Below are 17439 nucleotides of genomic sequence, written 5' to 3'. Positions count from 1 at the left end.
GTGTCTTCCCCTCGCGGCTCCGCCGCGTCCCTCGCCCCGCCCCCGCCGCAGGGCGGGGCACCCGCACCCGTCGGACGGTTCGGCGCCCTGGCCGGCTGGGCGCAGCGTCATCGCTGGGCCGCCCTCCTGCTCTGGGTGGCCGTCGTGGCCGCCATCACGCTGGGCTCCACCACGGTCGGCGCCGCGTACAAGAACGACTTCTCGCTGCCGGGCACCGATTCCCAGGCGGCCACAGACCTGTTCAGGAAGCACGGCAGTGATCAGGCGGGCGACAGCGTCGAGATCGTCTTCAAGGACACCGCCGGTGTCGAGAGCGCCAGGGCGAGCATCGAGCCGATGCTCGCCGGGGTGAGGGAGATGGCGGGGGTCGCCGATGTGCGCAGCCCCTTCGCCGATGCCGCCGCGGTGTCCGAGGACGGCACGATCGCCTACGCGTCCGTCACACTGGACGGCAAGACGGAGGATGTCCCCAAGGAGGACGTCGCCGCGATCATCGACACCGCGCGGGACATCGCCACCGAGCACCTCCAGGTCGAGGTGGGCGGCGAGGCCGCGCGCAACGCGGAGGACAAGGAGGCACCGACCGCCGAACTCGCCGGGGTCGTGGCTGCGTTGGTCATCCTGGTGCTGCTGTTCGGCTCGCTGCTGGCGGCCTCGCTGCCGCTGATCACCGCGCTGTTCGCGGTCGGCGGCGCCATCGGCCTGATCGCACTGGCCTCGCACGTCTTCACGGTCGCCGACTTCACCCCGCCCATCCTGATGCTCGTCGGTCTCGGGGTCGGCGTCGACTACGCCCTCCTGATCTTCTACCGCTACCGCCATGAACTCCTGGCCGGTGTCCGGCCCTCGGAGGCCGGCCGGAAGGCCCTCGACTCGGCCGGCCGCACGGTCTTCTTCGCCGGCTGCACGGTCATCGTCGCCCTGCTGGGCCTGGTCGCCCTGGGCCTCGGCTCCCTGCAAGGGATCGCCCTCGCGGTGGCCGTCACCGTCCTGATCACCATGGCCGCCTCCCTGGTACTGCTGCCCGCGCTGCTGGCGCTGTTCGGCCGGCGCATCCATCGCCATGTGCTCAACCGGCAGGCCATGGCCACCGCGAGCGGCAAGGCGGAGGGCGACCGCTGGCGCGCCATGGCACGCGCCGTGCAGCGACGCCCGATCCCGACCCTGCTGGTCGGCGTGATCGCGCTGCTGGCTCTGTCGGCACCGGCCCTGGGCATGCGTCTGGGCTTCGCCGACTCCGGCAACGACCCCGAGGAGACCACGTCCCGGTATGCGTACGACCTGCTCGCGGAGGGCTTCGGACCGGGCTTCAACGGTCCGCTCGTCGTCTTGGTGAAGGGCGATCAGGCAGCGGGGAGGGCCGTCCAGGCGACGCTCGCCACGACCGACGGGGTCGCCGAGGCCAGCCCGGCGCTGCCCTCCGAAGACGGCGCGCTGTCCACCGTATTCGTCTACCCGACGACCTCCCCGCAGGACGAGGGGACCGTGGACCTGGTCCACCGCCTGCGGGACGACGTGGCCCCACCCCTGGAACACGCCACCGGCGCCGAGGTGTTGGTCGGCGGCGCCACGGCCGCCTCCCAGGACGTCTCCGAGACCCTCGCCGACCGATTGCCCCTGTTCGTAGCGGTCGTGGTCGGCGTCTCCTCGGTCCTCCTCCTGCTGGTCTTCCGTTCCGTCTGGATCCCCGTCAAAGCGGCCATCCTCAATCTGCTGTCGATCTCGGCCGCGCTCGGTGTTGTCACCCTGGTGTTCCAGCACGGCTGGTTCGGAGCACAGCCGGGCCCCGTCGAAGCCTTCATCCCGGCACTGATCTTCGCGATCGTCTTCGGTCTCTCCATGGACTACGAGGTCTTCCTCGTCTCCCGCATCCACGAGGAATGGACCCGCACCCAAGACCACTCACGGTCCGTACGCGAAGGGCTGGCCTCCACCGGCAAGGTCATCACCGCCGCCGCGGCCATCATGATGTTCGTCTTCGGCGCCTTCGTCCTCAGCTCCGACCGCATGCTCCAGCAGTTCGGCCTCGGCCTGGCGGTCGCCATCCTGCTGGACGCCGTGGTCATCCGCTGCCTCATCGTGCCCGCCGTGATGCAGATGCTCGGCGCGAGGGCCTGGTGGCTCCCGGCGCCGCTGGCCCGCAAGCTGCCCAAGGTGTCCATCGAACGCCCTGGGTGACGGGTTCCGTGAGGGCTCAGCAGACGATCCGGCCGAATTTCGCCACCAACTCGTCGATGTGCTCCTGGGTGCGCGGCGGGTGGTTCTGACAGATCACTTCGGTGCCGTCCGCCGCCACCCAGCTGCCGGCGACTCCCCCGTGATGACTGCACGCGCCCCGCGCCCCGACCGACGTGGAGACCCAGCCGTCGGCGCACACCGCGCCCTGGTACGTCCATTGGACCGGCGTCACTGAGGTGGGCTCTTCCCGCACGGGAGGGGCCTGCACCGGCTGTTCCGTCTCCTTGGGGTCATCCCAGACGATCCCGACGACCATCAACCCCACGAACACGGGCACGAACATGACGGCACAGAACAACTGGAATGCACGCGCGACCGCGGCGCAGACCCTTCTCCCCCGACTCCACGCCGAACGCACCTTCGCCTCCCCCACCGTGTCCCCACACGGTATCGCGGCATCCTAGTGCACATGCCTGGCTTCGAACCCCGCCACGCACCCACGCCGCCACCCGCCCTCCGCAGGTCGGAGGGGGTGTCGGCGAGGCAGGCAAGGTCGAAGCCCGGTCCGACGGCGCCCAGTTGTCCGCGAACGCTCCCGGAATTGTCCGTGATCCGTAACAGGCGCATCCCTTCGCCGCCGTCTCTCGTCCTGCCAGGTGGTCGGAAGATGACCAAGGACCGGCGGGGAACTTCCAGAGAGCGGAGCGGACATGGCGCGGCACGGTGGCGGACGGGGCTGGTACGGGAAGGTCCTCGGGGCGGCTGTCGGCGTGACAGTGCTGGCCGCCGGTGCCGGGGCGTGGACCGCGCAGGCCGGTGCCACGAGCGGCTCGCCCTCCCGCGCGGAGAGTTCCGCGACGCCGAGCGCCGCTGTCGAGCGCGTGGCGGCGACCATCGTGCACGCCTCGGACAGGGGGGCGCACGGCGTCAACATCACCATCGACGACGGCCCCGACCCCGTGTGGACCCCGCAAGTCCTCGACGTCCTGCGCGAGTACGGGGTGAAGGCCACGTTCTGCATGGTCGGCACGCAGGCGGAGGCCCACCCGGACCTGGTCAAGCAGGTGGTCGCCGCCGGGCACCGGCTGTGCGACCACTCGGTGTCGCACGACACCACCATGGACACCAAGTCCCAGGCCTATCAGTCGCAGCAGATCCTCGACGCCGAACGCATGATCACCAAGGCGTCCGGAGGCGTACGCCCGATGTACTACCGCGCCCCCGGCGGCGCCTTCACCCCCTACAGCCGCGAACTCGCCGCCTCCCGTGGCATGCGCCCGCTGGGCTGGAACGTGGACACCAAGGACTTCGAACGGCCGGGCACCGACGCCATCATCGCCACCGTCGAACGCGAACTCCCCAACGGCCCCACCCTCCTCTTCCACGACGCCGGCGGCGACCGCTCCCAGACCGTCGAGGCCCTGCGCCACCTGCTTCCTGAACTCGCCGCACAGGGCTACACGTTCGGCTTCCCCGTCCGCTGACAGCCTTGGGCGCGATGCCGACTCCCGGGTCCTGGCCGCCTGTGCGATCAGGACGTCACCGAGAAGACCTGACGCGATGCAGGTCAGGGAGTCGACCGCAGCGGCGGTGCCTGCCGCGTCATCGCCGGTGGCTGGAGCAGAGGTGAGGGTTCGGGGCCGGGGTCATCGGAGTCGACGACCCCGGCCGCCCTGTGGTCGAAGCCGGCGGGCCAGCGGGTGTGCTCGCTGGCCAGGGCGCCGGTCAGGCGGGCTTCGGCGAGGTCGGCGGTGCTCAGGTCGGCGCCCCGCAAGTCGGTCATCCGGAGGTCGGCGCGATGGAAGACCGCTCCGCGGGCGTCGGCCTTGCGCAGATTCGCCTCGCGCAGATCGGTCTCGGTGAAGTCGGCGTCGCACAGGTCGGTTTCGACGAGCTTCGCGGCCCGGAGGTCGGCCAGCACGCAGCGGGCCCGGCGGAGTATCGCCGTCGTGAGGTCGGCGTGCCGCAGGTTGACCGAGACCAGGGACGCCTGGGTCAGGTTGGCGTGGTACAGGCCCGCCACCTCCATGCAGGCGCGGTCGAAGTTGACCTCTGGCAACCACAATCCGTCACAGTCGGCCCGGCGCAGGTCGGTGATGCTGAGGTTGACCCAGGACTGTTCCCGATGTCGGCACAGCACGCCGAGCGCGGTCAGCGCCACCTGGGCGTCCGCGGCTCGGGTCTCCAGGGGGTCGACGTCGTTGACGGCCGCGTCCGCCGCCGGTGATTCCGGCCCGGTGGGCGGCCAGGGCAGATGTGTGCGCAGATACGCGGCCTGGATGGAGATGACGGCCTCCCGGTCGCGAGCGGACTGCTCCGCGATCCGCCACAGCGCGTGCAACCCGCCGATGCGCACATCCAGCTTGTCGCTGCCGAGTTGGTCGACGGCCCGGCTGAATCGGTCGGTGACATAGCCCTCCTGGGTGGCGCGCAAACCGTCCTGGCTCACCCGCAGTTGCCGCCACGTGGCGTACGCACCGAACAGCACGACCAGGCCGCCGACCATCTGCAGCAGCGTCGTACGGACATCGTTCACCGCCTTCAGCCGATCCTGCGCGGCGACGCTCGCCCCGGCGAGGTCGTGATCGACCACCACACCCGGCAGCACGACGAACACCGCGCCCAGAACGGCCAGCCCCGCCACCCCGGCCAGCCCCGCGGCCACACGACGCCGGACCAGCCTGTCCCGCCCTGTCCGACGTCCGCGGTCCGGTTCCCCCATCTCCATGAGCACGAGAGCCTAGGCGCCGCGCAGAAAACGATCAAGACGGAGAAGGCCGTGGGCCGCCGAGTGATTATCGGTCCAGAGAAAGGCAGTTGGGCTCCGTCGCGTCCAGGCGCCGTCTCCCTCGGCGGCCACCGACCATGCGTCTGGGATGGACATGACCAGTGGGCGCGGGGATGAGTTTTTCCGTACATTCCATTGCCGTGTGATTGCGCGGATCGGCAGGACGGTAGCAACGACAAGATCACGGGTGAGGGACGACGGACGGCACGCACCGGACGGTGGCCTCTTCGCCCGTTTTCCATGTCCGCGCCTTCCGACCGCTGGGGGAACCATGAGACACAGACGATTAGCCGCCCGCGCGACCGCCGCAGTCGCCACCCTCGCCCTGCTCCTCCTCGGCTCCGGCCAGGCCTCGGCGCACGATGAGCCATCGCCGCCGACTCCGCGGTACACCGCCATCGACCTGGGCACCCTCGGCGGTGGCAGCAGTTCGGGCATCGCGCTCGACCGCGACACGGTGATCGGCGGTTCCAGCACCGCCGGCGACGCCGAGTGGCACGCCTACGCGTACGACCGCTCCACCCGCGTGATGACCGACCTCGGTACGCTCGGCGGCAGTTCGAGCGACGCGGTCGCCGTCCAGGGGCGTTACGTCATCGGCAACTCCACGCTGGCCGACGGAAACCGACGCGGGTTCGTGTACGACCTGCGCACCCATGACATGCGGGCCCTGGGCACCCTGGGCGGCACCGACAGCCAGGTCCGGGCCATCAGCGGCCACCTCGTGGTGGGCAACTCCACGACGACCGGCGACCAGAGCCGGCACGCCTTCGTGTACGACATCCGCACCGGCGCCATGACGGACCTCGGCACACCGGCCGGCCCGGCGGGGACCAGCGACCCGGTCGGCATCTCGCAGGGCCGCTACGTCGCCGGGACCTGGAACGTCCCCGGAGCGATGTACGACGGTGGCTTCCCCTTCGTCTACGACCTGCGCACCGGCGTCATGACCGACGTCGGCGCCCACGACAGCGAGTACAGCAAGGCCACCTCGATCAACGGTCATACGGTCGTCGGCATCCTCCAACCGAAACCTGCTATGTCCGGGGGCGACCTGCCGCCCACCCACGGCTTCGCCTACGACATCCGCACCGGAGCCTGGAGCGACCTCGGCACGGGGATGTCGTACCAGCCGCGCGTCACGGGACACACCGTCGTCGCCAGCAACCGTCCCGCCGCGTACGCCCTGGACCTCCGCACCGGGACGACCACACCCTTCGGCACCGGACCCAGCCGCACCGCCATCGACGGTGTCAGCGGCAAGTACGTCGCCGGCGACACCTTCCCCGGCCCCTTCGCCTACGTCTACCGCATCGACACCCGCCAGTTCACCCAGCTGCCCGCCCTGGGCGGCGTCCACGGCACGGCGGCGGCCGTCGACCGGTACGGCGCCGCCACCGGGACCAGCGCGACCGCCCCGACCGACCCGTCCAGTCCCGACGGCCCCTACCGCGCCACGCTCTGGGTCCCCGCCACGACCTGACGTCCGGGACGCGGGCTGACCGATCAGCGACATGACCGCGTCTTCGCTCAACCTGGATGCGGGAGAGGGCCGTTGACCGACCTCAGCGGCCCTCACATCGTCCGGCGCGCATCCACTCGTCGAGCCGAGCGCTCGCGATCACGGAATCAGGGTGCGCTCCCCCGGTGTTGGACCCGGAGTCCTGTCCCCTCCCGCTTCGTCCAGGAGACCTCTCCCATGGCCCAGCCGGACATCGACGCCGTCGTCTTCGACGTGCTCGGCACCCTCGTCGACGAACCCGCCGGTATCCGTGCCGGTATTCGCGCCCTCGACCCCTCGCTGAACGATCCGAGGGTCGAGGAGCTGCTGTCTCTGTGGCAGCGGCACGTCGAGGGTGCGCAGCGCCTCGTCCTCGAAGGCGGGCGGCCCTATCTCACCAGCGATGTCCTCGACCTGGAGGCAGCCCGTCTCGTCGCGGACGCCGTGGGAGTCGGCGACGAGACGGCGGTGGCGGCTCTGGCCCGCGCCGCGCGCCGGCTTCCCCCGTGGCCCGACACCGTCGCGGGGCTCGCCCGGTTCGCCGAACGCCTGCCGGTGCTGGGGCTGTCCAACGCGAGCCGGACCGCGCTTCTGGAGATCGACGCGCACGCCGGACTGCGCTGGCACCAGGCCCTGTCCGCCGAGGACGTCCGCACCTACAAGCCGGACCCGGCCGTCTACCAACTGGCCGTCACCGTCTCCGGACGCCCACCGGAGAGGCTGCTCATGGTCGCCGCCCACGCCTGGGACCTGCGCGGCGCCCAGGCCGCCGGCTTCCGCACCGCCTACGTCGCCCGTCCCGTCGGCGATCCGCCCACGACCGCGGACCACTTCGACCTGTACGCCACGGACTTGACCGACCTGGCCGACCAACTCGACAAGAGTGCCTGATGAGGCGGGCAGGCGGGCGAGGGGCTGACGCCCACCAGCCCCGTCCTCAGACCACCGTCACCGGATGCCGTACCACCGCGTCGAACAGATACCCCTGCGTGTTCAGCACCGTCGTGTCCGGCTGGGTGCGGCCGGCGCTGTCCGTGGCGCGGGCGAGCAGGCTGTACGGGCCCGGGGCGGGCGGGCGCCAGTCGGTGGACCAGCGGACCCAGCCCCCTCGGTGCGCGGGATCGTGCAGCCGGGCCCGGTGCCAGCGCGTACCGCCGTCCGTGCTGACGTCCACGCGGACGATGCCGCCGGCCCCGGACCAGGAGCGGCCGGTCAGGCGATGGGTGTGGCCCGCGTCCAGGCTGGCGTCCCAGGCGAGTTCCCAGGCGCTCTTCACCGTCTGCCGGGTCAGCGGTTCGCTGCCGCCGGGCGGGTAGGCGGCCCCGAACAGACGGTAGAAGTCGGTGTTCCAGGGCGAGTACAGCGGCTGGGCCGACACCTCTATGTCACCGACCCACTTGATCGACGCGATGCCGACCCAGGAGGGGACGAGGACGCGTACGGGGTGGCCGTGGTCGTACGGCAGTGGCTCGCCGTTCATCTCGTACGCGAGCAGTACGTCGTCCAGCGCCTTGGAGACCGGCAGGGGGCGGCGGACCCGGCCGAGGTTGGTCCCGTCGGCGGTCACGTAGTCGGGGTCCAGGCCGCGGGGCATCACGTCGACGGCACTGCGGCTGAGCCCGGCGCGCCTGAGGACGTCGGAGAGCCGCGCGCCGCGCCAGCGGGCGGTGCCGATCGCTCCCAGGGTCCAGGCGGTGCCGGTGACGGTCTGGCCCTGCTGGGAGGTGAAGTGACTGCGCCCGTTGCCCGCGCACTCCACGAACGCCGAACGCGTCACCGCGGGAAGGCTCTTGAGGTCGTCCAGGGTGAACTCCACGCTGCCGCCGTGGACCAGGCCGTCCCCGTGCACGGTGAGGGTCCAGTCGGCGGCGTCCAGAACGGGAGTCGAGGTGTGGTTGCGGACGAAGAAGTGGTCCACGGGGGTGTGGTAGCCGGTGTCCGCGAGCGAGGCGAACCGGGTCTCGGCGTTGGTGCCGCGCACCGTGAACCAGTCGTCCGGCAGCGGTTTGACGATCCCCGGCGAAGTGGCCGCCGCTGCCGCGGAGTTGAGGCCCGCAGGTACGGCGAGGGCGCCACCCGCCGCGGCGAGCAGCCGGATCATGTCCCGTCGTGAGACGCCGTCGGCGCGGGCCTCACCGGCCAGCCACTGCCGGAGTCTGCGGCGGTCGTACGTGGATTCTGGAGTGTGCATGGAGCTCTGCCCTTCAGGAAGGTGGCGAGGACCGAGGGGGGTGGCATTCCGGATTCGGGGTGCGCGGAAGGAGCGCGGAAAGAGCGCGGCAGCAGGAGGCCCCCTGAGGCGCGGGGAAGTACGAACGGGCCTTTCCGGCCGCGGTGTTACGCGGGGAGGATCAACAACAGCCGAGCGGGGCGAGCACGCGGGACCGCAGGAGGGCGGGGCGGCGTCGGCTGAGGATCATGCGGCCCATCGTACGAGCAAATGCCAGGCGTCCGACAGGGGCGACTGCGTGACGGTCCGTCAACTCCTGTTCGTGCGCGCCCCGTCAGTGGCTGTCGCGGGCGTTGAGCCGGGCGGCCTGGCGGGTCAGGTGGTCGCGTTCGGCGAGGTTGGACGCCTTGCGGGCGGCCTCGGCGTACAGGCGGGCCGCCGTCGCCAGGTCGCCGTCGCGTTCGTGGAGGTAGGCGGCCGCGGCGGTGTGGCGGGGCAGGGAGGCGTCGAGCGCCTGGAGTGCGGCCAGTCCGGCGCGGGGTCCGTCGGCCTCGCCCACGGCGACCGCGCGGTTGAGCCGGACGACCGGGCTGTCCGTCAGGCGCGCGAGTTCGTCGTACCACTCGACGATCTGCACCCAGTCGGTCTCCTCGGCAGTCCGGGCGTCGGCGTGGAGGGCGGCGACGGCGGCCTGGGCCTGGAACTCGCCCAGCCGGTCGCGGGCGAGGGCGGTCTGGAGGATCCGCACGCCCTCGGCGATCGCCGCGGTGTCCCAGCGGGTGCGGTCCTGTTCGGCGAGCGGCACCAGGCTGCCGTCGGGGGCGGTGCGGGAGTCCCGGCGGGCGTGGTGGAGCAGCATCAGGGCGAGCAGGCCCGCGACCTCGGGGTGGTCGATGGCGGCGGCGAGCTGCCGGGTGAGGCGGATGGCCTCGGCGGCGAGGTCGATGTCGCCGGAGTAGCCCTCGTTGAAGACCAGGTAGAGCACGCGCAGCACGGTGGCGACATCGCCGGGCCGGTCGAAGCGGACGTCGGAGACGGTGCGCTTGGCGCGGCTGATGCGCTGCGCCATGGTCGCCTCGGGCACGAGGTAGGCCTGGGCGATCTGGCGGGTGGTCAGGCCGCCGACGGCGCGCAGGGTGAGGGCCACGGCGGACGACGCGGTGAGCGACGGGTGGGCGCACAGGAAGTAGAGCTGGAGGGTGTCGTCCACGGCGGGCGCGGGTCCGGGCGCCGGTTCCTCCTCGACGCGGTCCTCACGGCGGCGGCGGGCGGTGTCCGCGCGGGTCTGGTCGAGGAACTTCCGCCAGGCCACCGTGATGAGCCAGCCCTTCGCATCCCGGGGCGGGTCGGCGGGCCAGCCGCGGACCGCCTCCAGCAAGGCGTCCTGGACGGCGTCCTCGGCCGCCGCGAAGTCTGCTCCGCGGCGGACGAGGACGGTCAGTACGCTCGGTGTGAGGCTTCTGAGCAGTGCCTCATCCACCGGCGTGGCACTCGTCCGTGGCGGTGGGCGCCGCGTTCAGGAACGGGCGCAGCTCCAGCCACTCGTGGATCGGCTTGCCGCCGGCGCCGGGGGCGGCCGAGAGCTCACCGGCGAGCTCGACGGCCCGCTCGTAGCTGTCGACGTCGATCACCATCCACCCGGCGATGAGGTCCTTGGTCTCGGCGAACGGCCCGTCGGTGACCGGCGGGCGCCCCTCACCGTCGTACCGCACCCATGTCCCCTCGGGGGCGAGCGCCTGCCCGTCGACGTACTCGCCACTCTTCTCCAGCCGCTCCGCGAAGTCCCGCATGTACTGGATGTGCGCCGAGATCTCCTCCTGCGTCCAGTGGTCCATGGGCACGTCGTTGGCCGGGGCCGGGGCGCCGCGGTAGTGCTTCAGCAGCAGGTACTTGGCCATGGTGGCTCTCCTCGGTACTGGTGCGGCCCATTGTGGTCGCGTTCACCGCCGGGACGGAGCCGGACGCGGGTTCTCGACATCGTCCGCCGAGAATTTCTCGGGGATTTTCGCGGGCGCCCGCACCTCGCTCGACTTTTCGATGGATATCAGTTCGAAGCATGATTTCGTCCCTGTCGGAACATTCCCCGAGCCGTGCCGCCTCTTCACTCCTATCGTGGAACGGCACAGAGACGCTCGGCGCCGAGGCAGGCAGCACATGGCGGAACCGCGGATCGACTATGCGGCGGTGTTCAGGGCCCTGCCCGGCATGGTGGCCCTCCTCACCCCGGAGCTGGTGTACGTCGACGCCAACGACGACTTCCTCCGGCTGGCCGGACGCAGCCGCGAGCAGCTGCTGAACCGCTACATCTTCGACGTCTTCCCCGAGAACCCGAACGACCCGGCGGCGGCCGGCATGCAGGAGACCAAGGAGTCGATGCTGCGCGCGGCGGCCACCGGCGAGCGCGACACGATGGCGCTGCTCCGCTACGACATCGAGGATCCCGAGCACCCCGGGCACTGGGACGAGCACTACTGGAGCCCGGTCAACGCCCCCGTCCACGGCCCCGACGGCAAGGTCTCGCTGATCGTGCACCGGGTGGAGGAGGTCACCGAGCTCATCCGCGCCTTCGGCGGCCCGGACGGCGACCGACGCGCCCGGGTGCTGGAGGCCGAGCTGTACACGCGCGCCCGCGAGCTGAAGGAGGTCAACGAGCGGCTGCGGCAGGCACACGCGCGTGAGCGCGAGGTCGCCCTGGCCCTCCAGGCGGCGATGCTGCCCGACCCGAGGCCCCTGGAGCACCACAAGGCGGCCGTCCGCTACCGGCCGGCCATCGGCGCGCTCAACGTGTGCGGTGACTGGTACGACCTCGTCGAGCTGCCCGGCAAGAGCCTCGCGGTGGCCGTGGGCGATGTCGTCGGTCACGGTCTGGCGGCCGCGTGCGCGATGGGGCAGCTGCGCAGCGCTCTCAGCGCGGCCACGCGGGTCGCCGACGGCCCGGCGCAGGCGCTGGAGGCGCTCGACATGTACGCCAGGTCCGTCGACGGCGCCGAGTCGACCACGGCGGCGACGACGTTCATCGACTGGGAGGACCACAGCATCACCTACAGCTGTGCCGGTCACCCGCCGCCCGCTCTGCTGCACCCCGACGGCAGCGTGGTCTTCCTCGACGGGGCCACCGACCCGCCGCTGGCCGCCCGCCCCCGCTTCGCGCCCCGCCCCCAGGCCCGGACGGAGTTCGCCGAGGGCGCCGTCCTCGTCCTCTACACCGACGGTCTGGTCGAACGCCGTACCGAGGACATCGACGCCGGACTGAGCCGCCTCGCCGCCTCCCTCGCCGCGCACTGCCACGCGGCCCCCGAGGAACTGGCCGACGCCCTGCTGGCCGACCTGCTGCCGCGTCCGGGCAACACGGACGACACCGCCCTGATCGTGCTGCGCCTGTGACCCGGGCGACCCGGCGAAGGCGCGCCGAGCGCGGTCAGGACGGCCGGTCGTGGGTGACGTCGCCGAGCAGGAGCGCGGCGACCGCCTCCGGGGCCTCGTGCAGGGCGTCGTGGCCGGTGGGGAGGTCGTGGACCTGCCACTCGGGATCGGCTCGGAGCCGGGCGCGCAGTCCGGAGAACGGTGTCCGGTCCTCCCATCCCGAGCAGTAGACGAACTCCCGCCGGGGGACCTCGGCCGCCGCGCCCGTGAGCCGGACCGTCTGCAGGAACGAGGCGAGGGGATGGGGCCGGCGGCGCGGATCGCCACCGTCCGGCGGCCGGACGGCGTAGCCGGTGGCCGCGGCGCCCGCAGCGAACGCCTCCCGGAAGCACTCGTTCGTCGACGACCAGCACGACTCGCCGTCCCGCGGCACGCACGCGTCGAGATGCACCAGCCGTGCGACCCGGCCACCCGCGCGATCGGCGGCCGCGGCGATCACCATCCCGCCGTAGCTGTGCCCGACCAGTGTCGCGTCGCCGACGTGGGCGCGATCGAGGACCTTCAGTACGTCGTCGGCGTGGGTGTCCAGGTTGGCGGCCGCGACCGTCGTGGGGTCGTCGTCCGGCCGCAGACCGGTCAGGGTCAGGGCGTGCACGGCGTGCCCCGCACGCTCCAGCAGCGGAACCACCGCCTCGAACGACCAGGATCCGTGCCACCCGCCGGGCACGAGGACGAACGTAGCCATTGCGTTTCTCCTTATCCCGGCCGGACACTCGGCGCGGCCGACGACCATTGCGCTGCAAGCGAGTCTCACCGGGTCCGGGAATGGCGTGCTACCGATAGGCTGCCAACCGATGCCTGTTGCCCGCCAACCTCAGACTCGCCCGGACCCCGGTCCGACGTCACAGGTGTGGCCGTCCGGCGGGCGGCACCTCTGGCCCAGCGGCGGAACGAGCGCGCCGCAGTCGCACGCACGGGGACACCTGGTGTACGCGGCCGGCGGCGTCCTCGCCGTGCACACCGAGCGCGGTACGTCGATCGTGCCCGCGAACCGGGTCGCCTGGACCCCCGCCGGGTGCACCCACCAGCACCGCGCCCACGGTGACACCGACATGCGGATCGTGTTCCTCGCGCCGTCCCTCGCCCGGCTCGTACCGGACCGTCCCGTCGTGTTCCTGGCCTCCGCCCTCGCCCGCGAGGTGCTGCTCGCCCTGACCGGACCCCGCGCCGACGCTGCCGCCCCCGGCTACAGCCCCTCCGCACGCGCCCGTCTCCACCGGGTCCTCGTCGAGGAACTCCGCGAAGCACACGAACAGCCACTGCATCTGCCGGAACCCCAGGACGACCGGCTGCGGGCCATCGCCCGGATCCTGCGCGAGACTCCGGCGGACAACTCCACGCTCGCCGAGTTCGGGAGAACGGTCGGCGCCGGCAGCCGCACCCTCAGCCGGCTCCTCCGCGCCGAACTCGGCATGACCTTCTACGAGTGGCGCACCCAACTGCGCGTCCACCACGCACTCGTCCTCCTCGCCGAGGGCCACGACACCACCCGCACCGCCTACGCCTGCGGCTGGTCCAACCCCAGCGGCTTCATCGCGGCGTTCACCGACATCATCGGCACGACACCGGGCCGCTACCGAGCGGGCGGCGGATGACGCAGGCTGGTGAGGCGGGACAGGGAGAATCGTGCGGCGCCGCCCTATCCCTCCCGGTGCCGGTCCCGGACCCCGGGCCGGCGCTCGAAGCCGGCCGACTCGTACGTGGCGACAGCCGCCGCGTTGGCGCTCGGGGTGCACACGAGGGCGCTCGATGAGCCGAGGGCGCGGAGGGTGGCCGCCGCGGCGAGGGTGATGGCGGTGCCGTGGCCGTGGCCGCGGTGTTCGGGGTGTACGCCCATCGGTTCGAGGAGGCCGGGTCTGCCGGGTCCGGCCGACCAGACCGTCGTCGCGGCCACGGCGTTGCCCTGGTCGTCGTGGGCGACGAGACAGCGGGCGGCCGCGTAGAGCGGACCGGCCGCCATGGCGTGCCAACGCTCGTCCGTGAAGGTCGAGTTGGTGAAGGCCGCCCGCTGGACGGCGGTCCGTACGTGGGCCCGCTCCGGTGCGATGACCTCGATCCGGCGGCCTGGGTCCGTCACCGGCCGTGTGAGGTCGCGGCGCAGCGGGGTCCACGGTTCGCCGGTGTTCCAGCCCTGCTCGGCGAGGAGGTCCTGGATCAACGCGTCGTCCGGTGCCTCGACGTCGGCCTTTCCCGCCGGCAGTACGCCGTGCTCGGGATCGGTCACGTCATCGACCAGCCGCCGCGTCAGCTCCTCGTCCCGCCGGGCATCCGGCGCGATCGTCAGTCGCAGCAGTTCGGGGCCGTCGAGCAGGCCCACGGCGAGGATCCGGCCGTCACGGCTCCAGGTGCGGACCGCGGCGGCCGTCGCCTGCGCGCCGAACCGCCAGTACCAGCCCAGGTCGCCCGGGTGCAGTTGCGGCGGCGCTCCGTCGTACTGCCACTCCCCCAGCACGCGCACGGCCTCGGTCAGCGCGTCGACTCCCGGCTTGCCCAACACGATCGGCATGCCCCGATCCCACACCAGCGGACCGGGCGCCCGCACCTGGTTTCCGGGGCGGGCGGCCCAGGGCGCACCGCGCTTCGGCAGGCCGTCAGGCGTCCGTGACCGTCGCCGTGACAGGGGTGCCGATCTCGACCGTGCGGCTGACCGTGCACAGGCGGTCGTGAGAGGTCTTGACGGCCCGGGGAAGGATCGCCCGCGCGCGGTCCGCGCCTTCGCCGTCGGGGAAGGCGACGGCGAAGGTGACCGCGAGGTCGGTCAGCCGGCTGCCCTGGTCGTCGCTGACCTTGTTGCCCGTCACCGTGACGGTGAAGCCGGTCGGCTCGGCGTGGCGGCTGGTGGCGATGTCCACGTCCACCGCCGTGCACCCGCCGAGTGCGGCCAGCAGCAGCTCGACCGGGGTGAACTCGCTGTCGGAGCCGGTGCCGAAGCTGAGGGTGCCGCCGCGGGTGTTCGTCGCGGTGAAGTGGCCGGTGCTGGTTCGCTCGACGGTGACGGAGCGCAGGGAGTCGTCGGTCATGCCGCCCACCCTAGGACCGTACGTCGCCGGGTGCGGCGGCATTGGGCCGGTCGTGGGACCTGGGCCTCGGTGACGGTCTAGCGGTCCGCGTTGAGCCTGTCCACGGCGCCGCGTACGTCACCGATCGTCGTGTAGTCGACCGCGATGAAGTTCACCGGCCGGCCCCGCTCCCGCTCGCACCGGTGGACCCGGTCCAGCACGAACTGACGGGTGTTGACTGTCCCGGCGTCCAGTCGGCTGCCGCCGTTGACGGTGACGAAGTGGTTGAGCAGGAACAGGCGTTTGCCGGTGTCACCACGGTGGGGTACGCAGCTCATCTCCTCGGGGCTGCGGAAGGCGAACGGTGTCTCCATGCCGTAGCGGTAGAAGTTGCGGTACCACTTCGCCGGGCCGTCCGCCTGCTCGGCGAAGACGACGAGCCGGCGGCCGCTGTCGATCATGTCGCCGAGTGTCGGCCAGGGTTCGTCCGGGTCCGGGTCCGGGGTGTACACGAGGTCGGAGAGGCCGGCCTGCGCGACCGCGTCCTCGGTGTCCTCGCCGGTGATCGCGTCCTGGACGATCAGCGTGAGCACGTCGGTGGGGTGGTCGCGCATCCAGTCGCCGATCTCCCGCAGTTCCGGGACGAGTTCGATCGCGCCCGCACGGCACACGGCATGGCACAGCCACAGTCCGTCGCGGGGCGGGTTGACCTTGTTGACGGCCGCCGCGATGAACGTCCGTTGTTCGGCGGTGAAGTCGGACTCGGCGAGCCGTGCGGTGATCTCGTCGGCCTTCTCCCAGCGGTAGGTGTCGATCTGCAGGGCCCGTACCCCGTCGTCGAGCTGGGTGGTGATGGCGGGGTCCTGGAGCGGGCCGATGAACCGGTCGACGGTGGTCGACATGGCGTTGTGCGAGGTCAGGTAGGCGACCTCGTCGTAGGGCCGGTCGCACAGCTGGGTGCTGCCCTGGCAGCGGCGAGGCGCGGAGGGGCTCGCCACGAGCGGCACGAGGACGAGACCGGCCAGGACGACGGCGCTCGTGCCGACGGCCACCGGACGGAGGTACGGCGTCGCGGTGCGCAGTCGCGGCCGGGTCTGGAGGGCCCATCCGAAGGCGGCGAGCAGTGCTCCGGCGATCAAGGGGACCAGTGCGGTGCTGAGCGCCGTGGTCGTCATGTCGTCGAGGGCCGTGTGCTGGAGGTCGTCGACGAGTGCGGTCAGGCTGGAGGGCCAGCCGGCGGGCGGGTCGAGGAACCGGCCGCCGCTCGCCACGCGCACGAGGACGGCGACCAGCGCGGTGAGCAGACCGCCCGCGGCGAGGGCCCAGCCCAGCAGCATCGGTCGGCGGCCGGGGGCGGACGACCCGGTCGCCCACAGCGTCACCAGGGCGGCGACCAGGAGCACGGAGGCCACGGCCGTCACGATCCCGAGGCCGGTCGCGGTGTAGGCGCGGGCGTCATGGACGGCCGACAGGTCGCCGCGCAGGACCTTGTCGAGGTCCCAGCGGGTGCCGCCCGCCAGCGTTCGCAGCCGGGCGGCCGCGTCGGTGGTCCGCTCGGTCACCGTGGCGGGGGCCACGATGGCGAGCACGGTGCCGATGTCCCCGTCGGCCAGCGCCACTTCGACCTCGGGGCGCAACGTCTCCCGGTCCTCGGCGGGCACGGCGGCGAGGATGCGCTCGGCGGCTTGGTCGGCCTGTGCCTCGGAGAGCGGCAGCGCGGGCAGCGAGCCGGGGACGCGTCCGGCGACCACGTCCCGAAGCGCGTCGGACAGGGCGGCCGAGAACGCCGGGAAATCGGGCTCGGCCCGGTCCTGTACGGAGGCGACCAGATCACCGAAGTAGAGCTGCGCCAGGTCGTTGATGTTGGCCAGCACCGGCTGAAGGTCGACACTCAGGTCAAGGGTGCCGCGGTCACCGTCGAGGTAGCCCACCACGGCGGCGATCTGCTCGTTCGTGAGTTCCCTGACCGTCTCCGGGGGCAGCACCAGCTTGATGTTGGACGTGACCACCGCTTCCGGCACCGGCAGCCCGGCCAGCAGACTGCGGGTCACGGCGCTCGCCTTCGGGTCGACCAGGATCTCGTCGTAGAGCCGGTCGTACGACGACGTCTCGTCCAGGACCGACCGGTAGAACCCGGGGGACACGACCGTGGCACGGGCCGTGGCCGCCACCGTGACGACGAGCGTGCAGAGCACGGCCGCCACGAAGGCGAGGACGCGCAGCCATCTGCGCGAGGTCATGGGATCCATGGGGCACCTGTTCCTCATGGTGGCCCGGAGCCCGGACGTCCGCATCCGCGCCGGCCGACGCCGCAGACACGGCGCCCGGCCGCCCGTACAGTGACCGGGTCGGTCGTGGGCGGGCACGGGCAGCGCGGTGG

15 protein-coding genes are annotated in these 17439 nt (G+C 72.0%); 6 read left to right on the top strand and 9 right to left on the bottom strand.

Translation table 11 applies throughout. From position 1 onward, the window contains the following. The first annotated feature begins 87 nt into the window (after positions 1-87). Complete coding sequence (locus ABZ928_RS37545; RefSeq protein ID WP_361529117.1) at positions 88-2178, top strand: MMPL family transporter; 2091 nt, start codon at positions 88-90, stop codon at positions 2176-2178. 16 nt (positions 2179-2194) lie between these two features. Here ABZ928_RS37545 and ABZ928_RS37540 read toward each other — a convergent pair whose 3' ends face one another. Beyond that, a complete protein-coding gene (locus ABZ928_RS37540) occupies positions 2195-2521 on the bottom strand; it encodes a hypothetical protein (protein ID WP_361528788.1) in 327 nt (108 codons plus the stop codon). A 367-nt stretch (positions 2522-2888) separates the two neighbouring features. Here ABZ928_RS37540 and ABZ928_RS37535 point away from each other — a divergent pair, with 367 nt between their 5' ends. Continuing rightward, complete coding sequence (locus ABZ928_RS37535) at positions 2889-3662, top strand: polysaccharide deacetylase family protein (RefSeq protein ID WP_361528786.1); 774 nt, start codon at positions 2889-2891, stop codon at positions 3660-3662. Positions 3663-3745: 83 nt separating this feature from the next. Here ABZ928_RS37535 and ABZ928_RS37530 read toward each other — a convergent pair whose 3' ends face one another. After that, positions 3746-4900, bottom strand: a complete 1155-nt coding sequence (locus ABZ928_RS37530; RefSeq protein WP_361529114.1) for a pentapeptide repeat-containing protein — start codon at positions 4898-4900, stop codon at positions 3746-3748. A 337-nt stretch (positions 4901-5237) separates the two neighbouring features. Between ABZ928_RS37530 and ABZ928_RS37525 the strand changes: the two genes are divergently transcribed. Together ABZ928_RS37525 and ABZ928_RS37520 are read left to right on the top strand one after the other, a co-directional pair. Further along, the gene (locus tag ABZ928_RS37525) at positions 5238-6449 is read left to right on the top strand and encodes a hypothetical protein (RefSeq protein WP_361528784.1); all 1212 of its coding nucleotides are present in this window, start codon (positions 5238-5240) and stop codon (positions 6447-6449) included. A gap of 216 nt (positions 6450-6665) precedes the next feature. Continuing rightward, on the top strand, positions 6666-7358 hold the full coding sequence (locus ABZ928_RS37520) for a haloacid dehalogenase type II (protein ID WP_361528782.1): 693 nt from the start codon (positions 6666-6668) through the stop codon (positions 7356-7358). Between the two features lie 46 nt (positions 7359-7404). On the opposite strand, the gene ABZ928_RS37515 is transcribed toward ABZ928_RS37520, so the two are convergent. From ABZ928_RS37515 to ABZ928_RS37505, 3 genes are all read right to left on the bottom strand, one after another. Then, entirely contained in the window at positions 7405-8658 is a 1254-nt protein-coding gene (locus tag ABZ928_RS37515) for a sulfite oxidase (protein WP_361528780.1), read from the bottom strand. A 313-nt stretch (positions 8659-8971) separates the two neighbouring features. Beyond that, positions 8972-10117, bottom strand: coding sequence for a DUF6596 domain-containing protein (locus ABZ928_RS37510; RefSeq protein WP_361528778.1), 1146 nt, complete (start codon positions 10115-10117; stop codon positions 8972-8974). Next, entirely contained in the window at positions 10110-10535 is a 426-nt protein-coding gene (locus tag ABZ928_RS37505; RefSeq protein WP_361528776.1) for a YciI family protein, read from the bottom strand. Before ABZ928_RS37505 ends, ABZ928_RS37510 begins: the two co-directional genes overlap by 8 nt. 256 nt (positions 10536-10791) lie before the next feature. Here ABZ928_RS37505 and ABZ928_RS37500 point away from each other — a divergent pair, with 256 nt between their 5' ends. Next, the gene (locus ABZ928_RS37500; RefSeq protein ID WP_361528774.1) at positions 10792-12021 is read left to right on the top strand and encodes a SpoIIE family protein phosphatase; all 1230 of its coding nucleotides are present in this window, start codon (positions 10792-10794) and stop codon (positions 12019-12021) included. Between the two features lie 34 nt (positions 12022-12055). Here the strand turns inward: ABZ928_RS37500 and ABZ928_RS37495 are convergent, their stop codons facing one another. Continuing rightward, positions 12056-12745, bottom strand: coding sequence for an alpha/beta hydrolase family protein (locus tag ABZ928_RS37495; RefSeq protein WP_361528772.1), 690 nt, complete (start codon positions 12743-12745; stop codon positions 12056-12058). 241 nt (positions 12746-12986) lie between these two features. On the opposite strand from ABZ928_RS37495, the gene ABZ928_RS37490 reads away from it, so the two are divergent. Then, on the top strand, positions 12987-13655 hold the full coding sequence (locus ABZ928_RS37490) for a helix-turn-helix transcriptional regulator (RefSeq protein WP_361528770.1): 669 nt from the start codon (positions 12987-12989) through the stop codon (positions 13653-13655). Positions 13656-13699: 44 nt separating this feature from the next. On the opposite strand, the gene ABZ928_RS37485 is transcribed toward ABZ928_RS37490, so the two are convergent. The 3 genes from ABZ928_RS37485 to ABZ928_RS37475 all read right to left on the bottom strand — a co-directional run bounded on the left by ABZ928_RS37485 (position 13700) and on the right by ABZ928_RS37475 (position 17308). Further along, positions 13700-14566 (bottom strand): GNAT family N-acetyltransferase, encoded by an 867-nt coding sequence (locus ABZ928_RS37485; protein WP_361528768.1) that lies wholly within the window; start codon positions 14564-14566, stop codon positions 13700-13702. 85 nt (positions 14567-14651) lie between these two features. After that, positions 14652-15080 carry an OsmC family protein gene (locus ABZ928_RS37480; protein WP_361528766.1) on the bottom strand — a complete coding sequence of 143 codons (429 nt, stop codon included), beginning with the start codon at positions 15078-15080 and terminating at the stop codon, positions 14652-14654. Between the two features lie 77 nt (positions 15081-15157). Then, positions 15158-17308 carry a hypothetical protein gene (locus tag ABZ928_RS37475; protein ID WP_361528764.1) on the bottom strand — a complete coding sequence of 717 codons (2151 nt, stop codon included), beginning with the start codon at positions 17306-17308 and terminating at the stop codon, positions 15158-15160. Positions 17309-17439: the final 131 nt, after the last annotated feature.

This window comes from Streptomyces sp. NPDC046909 (genome assembly GCF_040644695.1).
Classification (GTDB): Bacteria; Actinomycetota; Actinomycetes; order Streptomycetales; family Streptomycetaceae; genus Streptomyces.
Note: the sequence above shows the minus strand (reverse complement) of the source record. Positions and strands in the feature narration are given on the sequence as shown.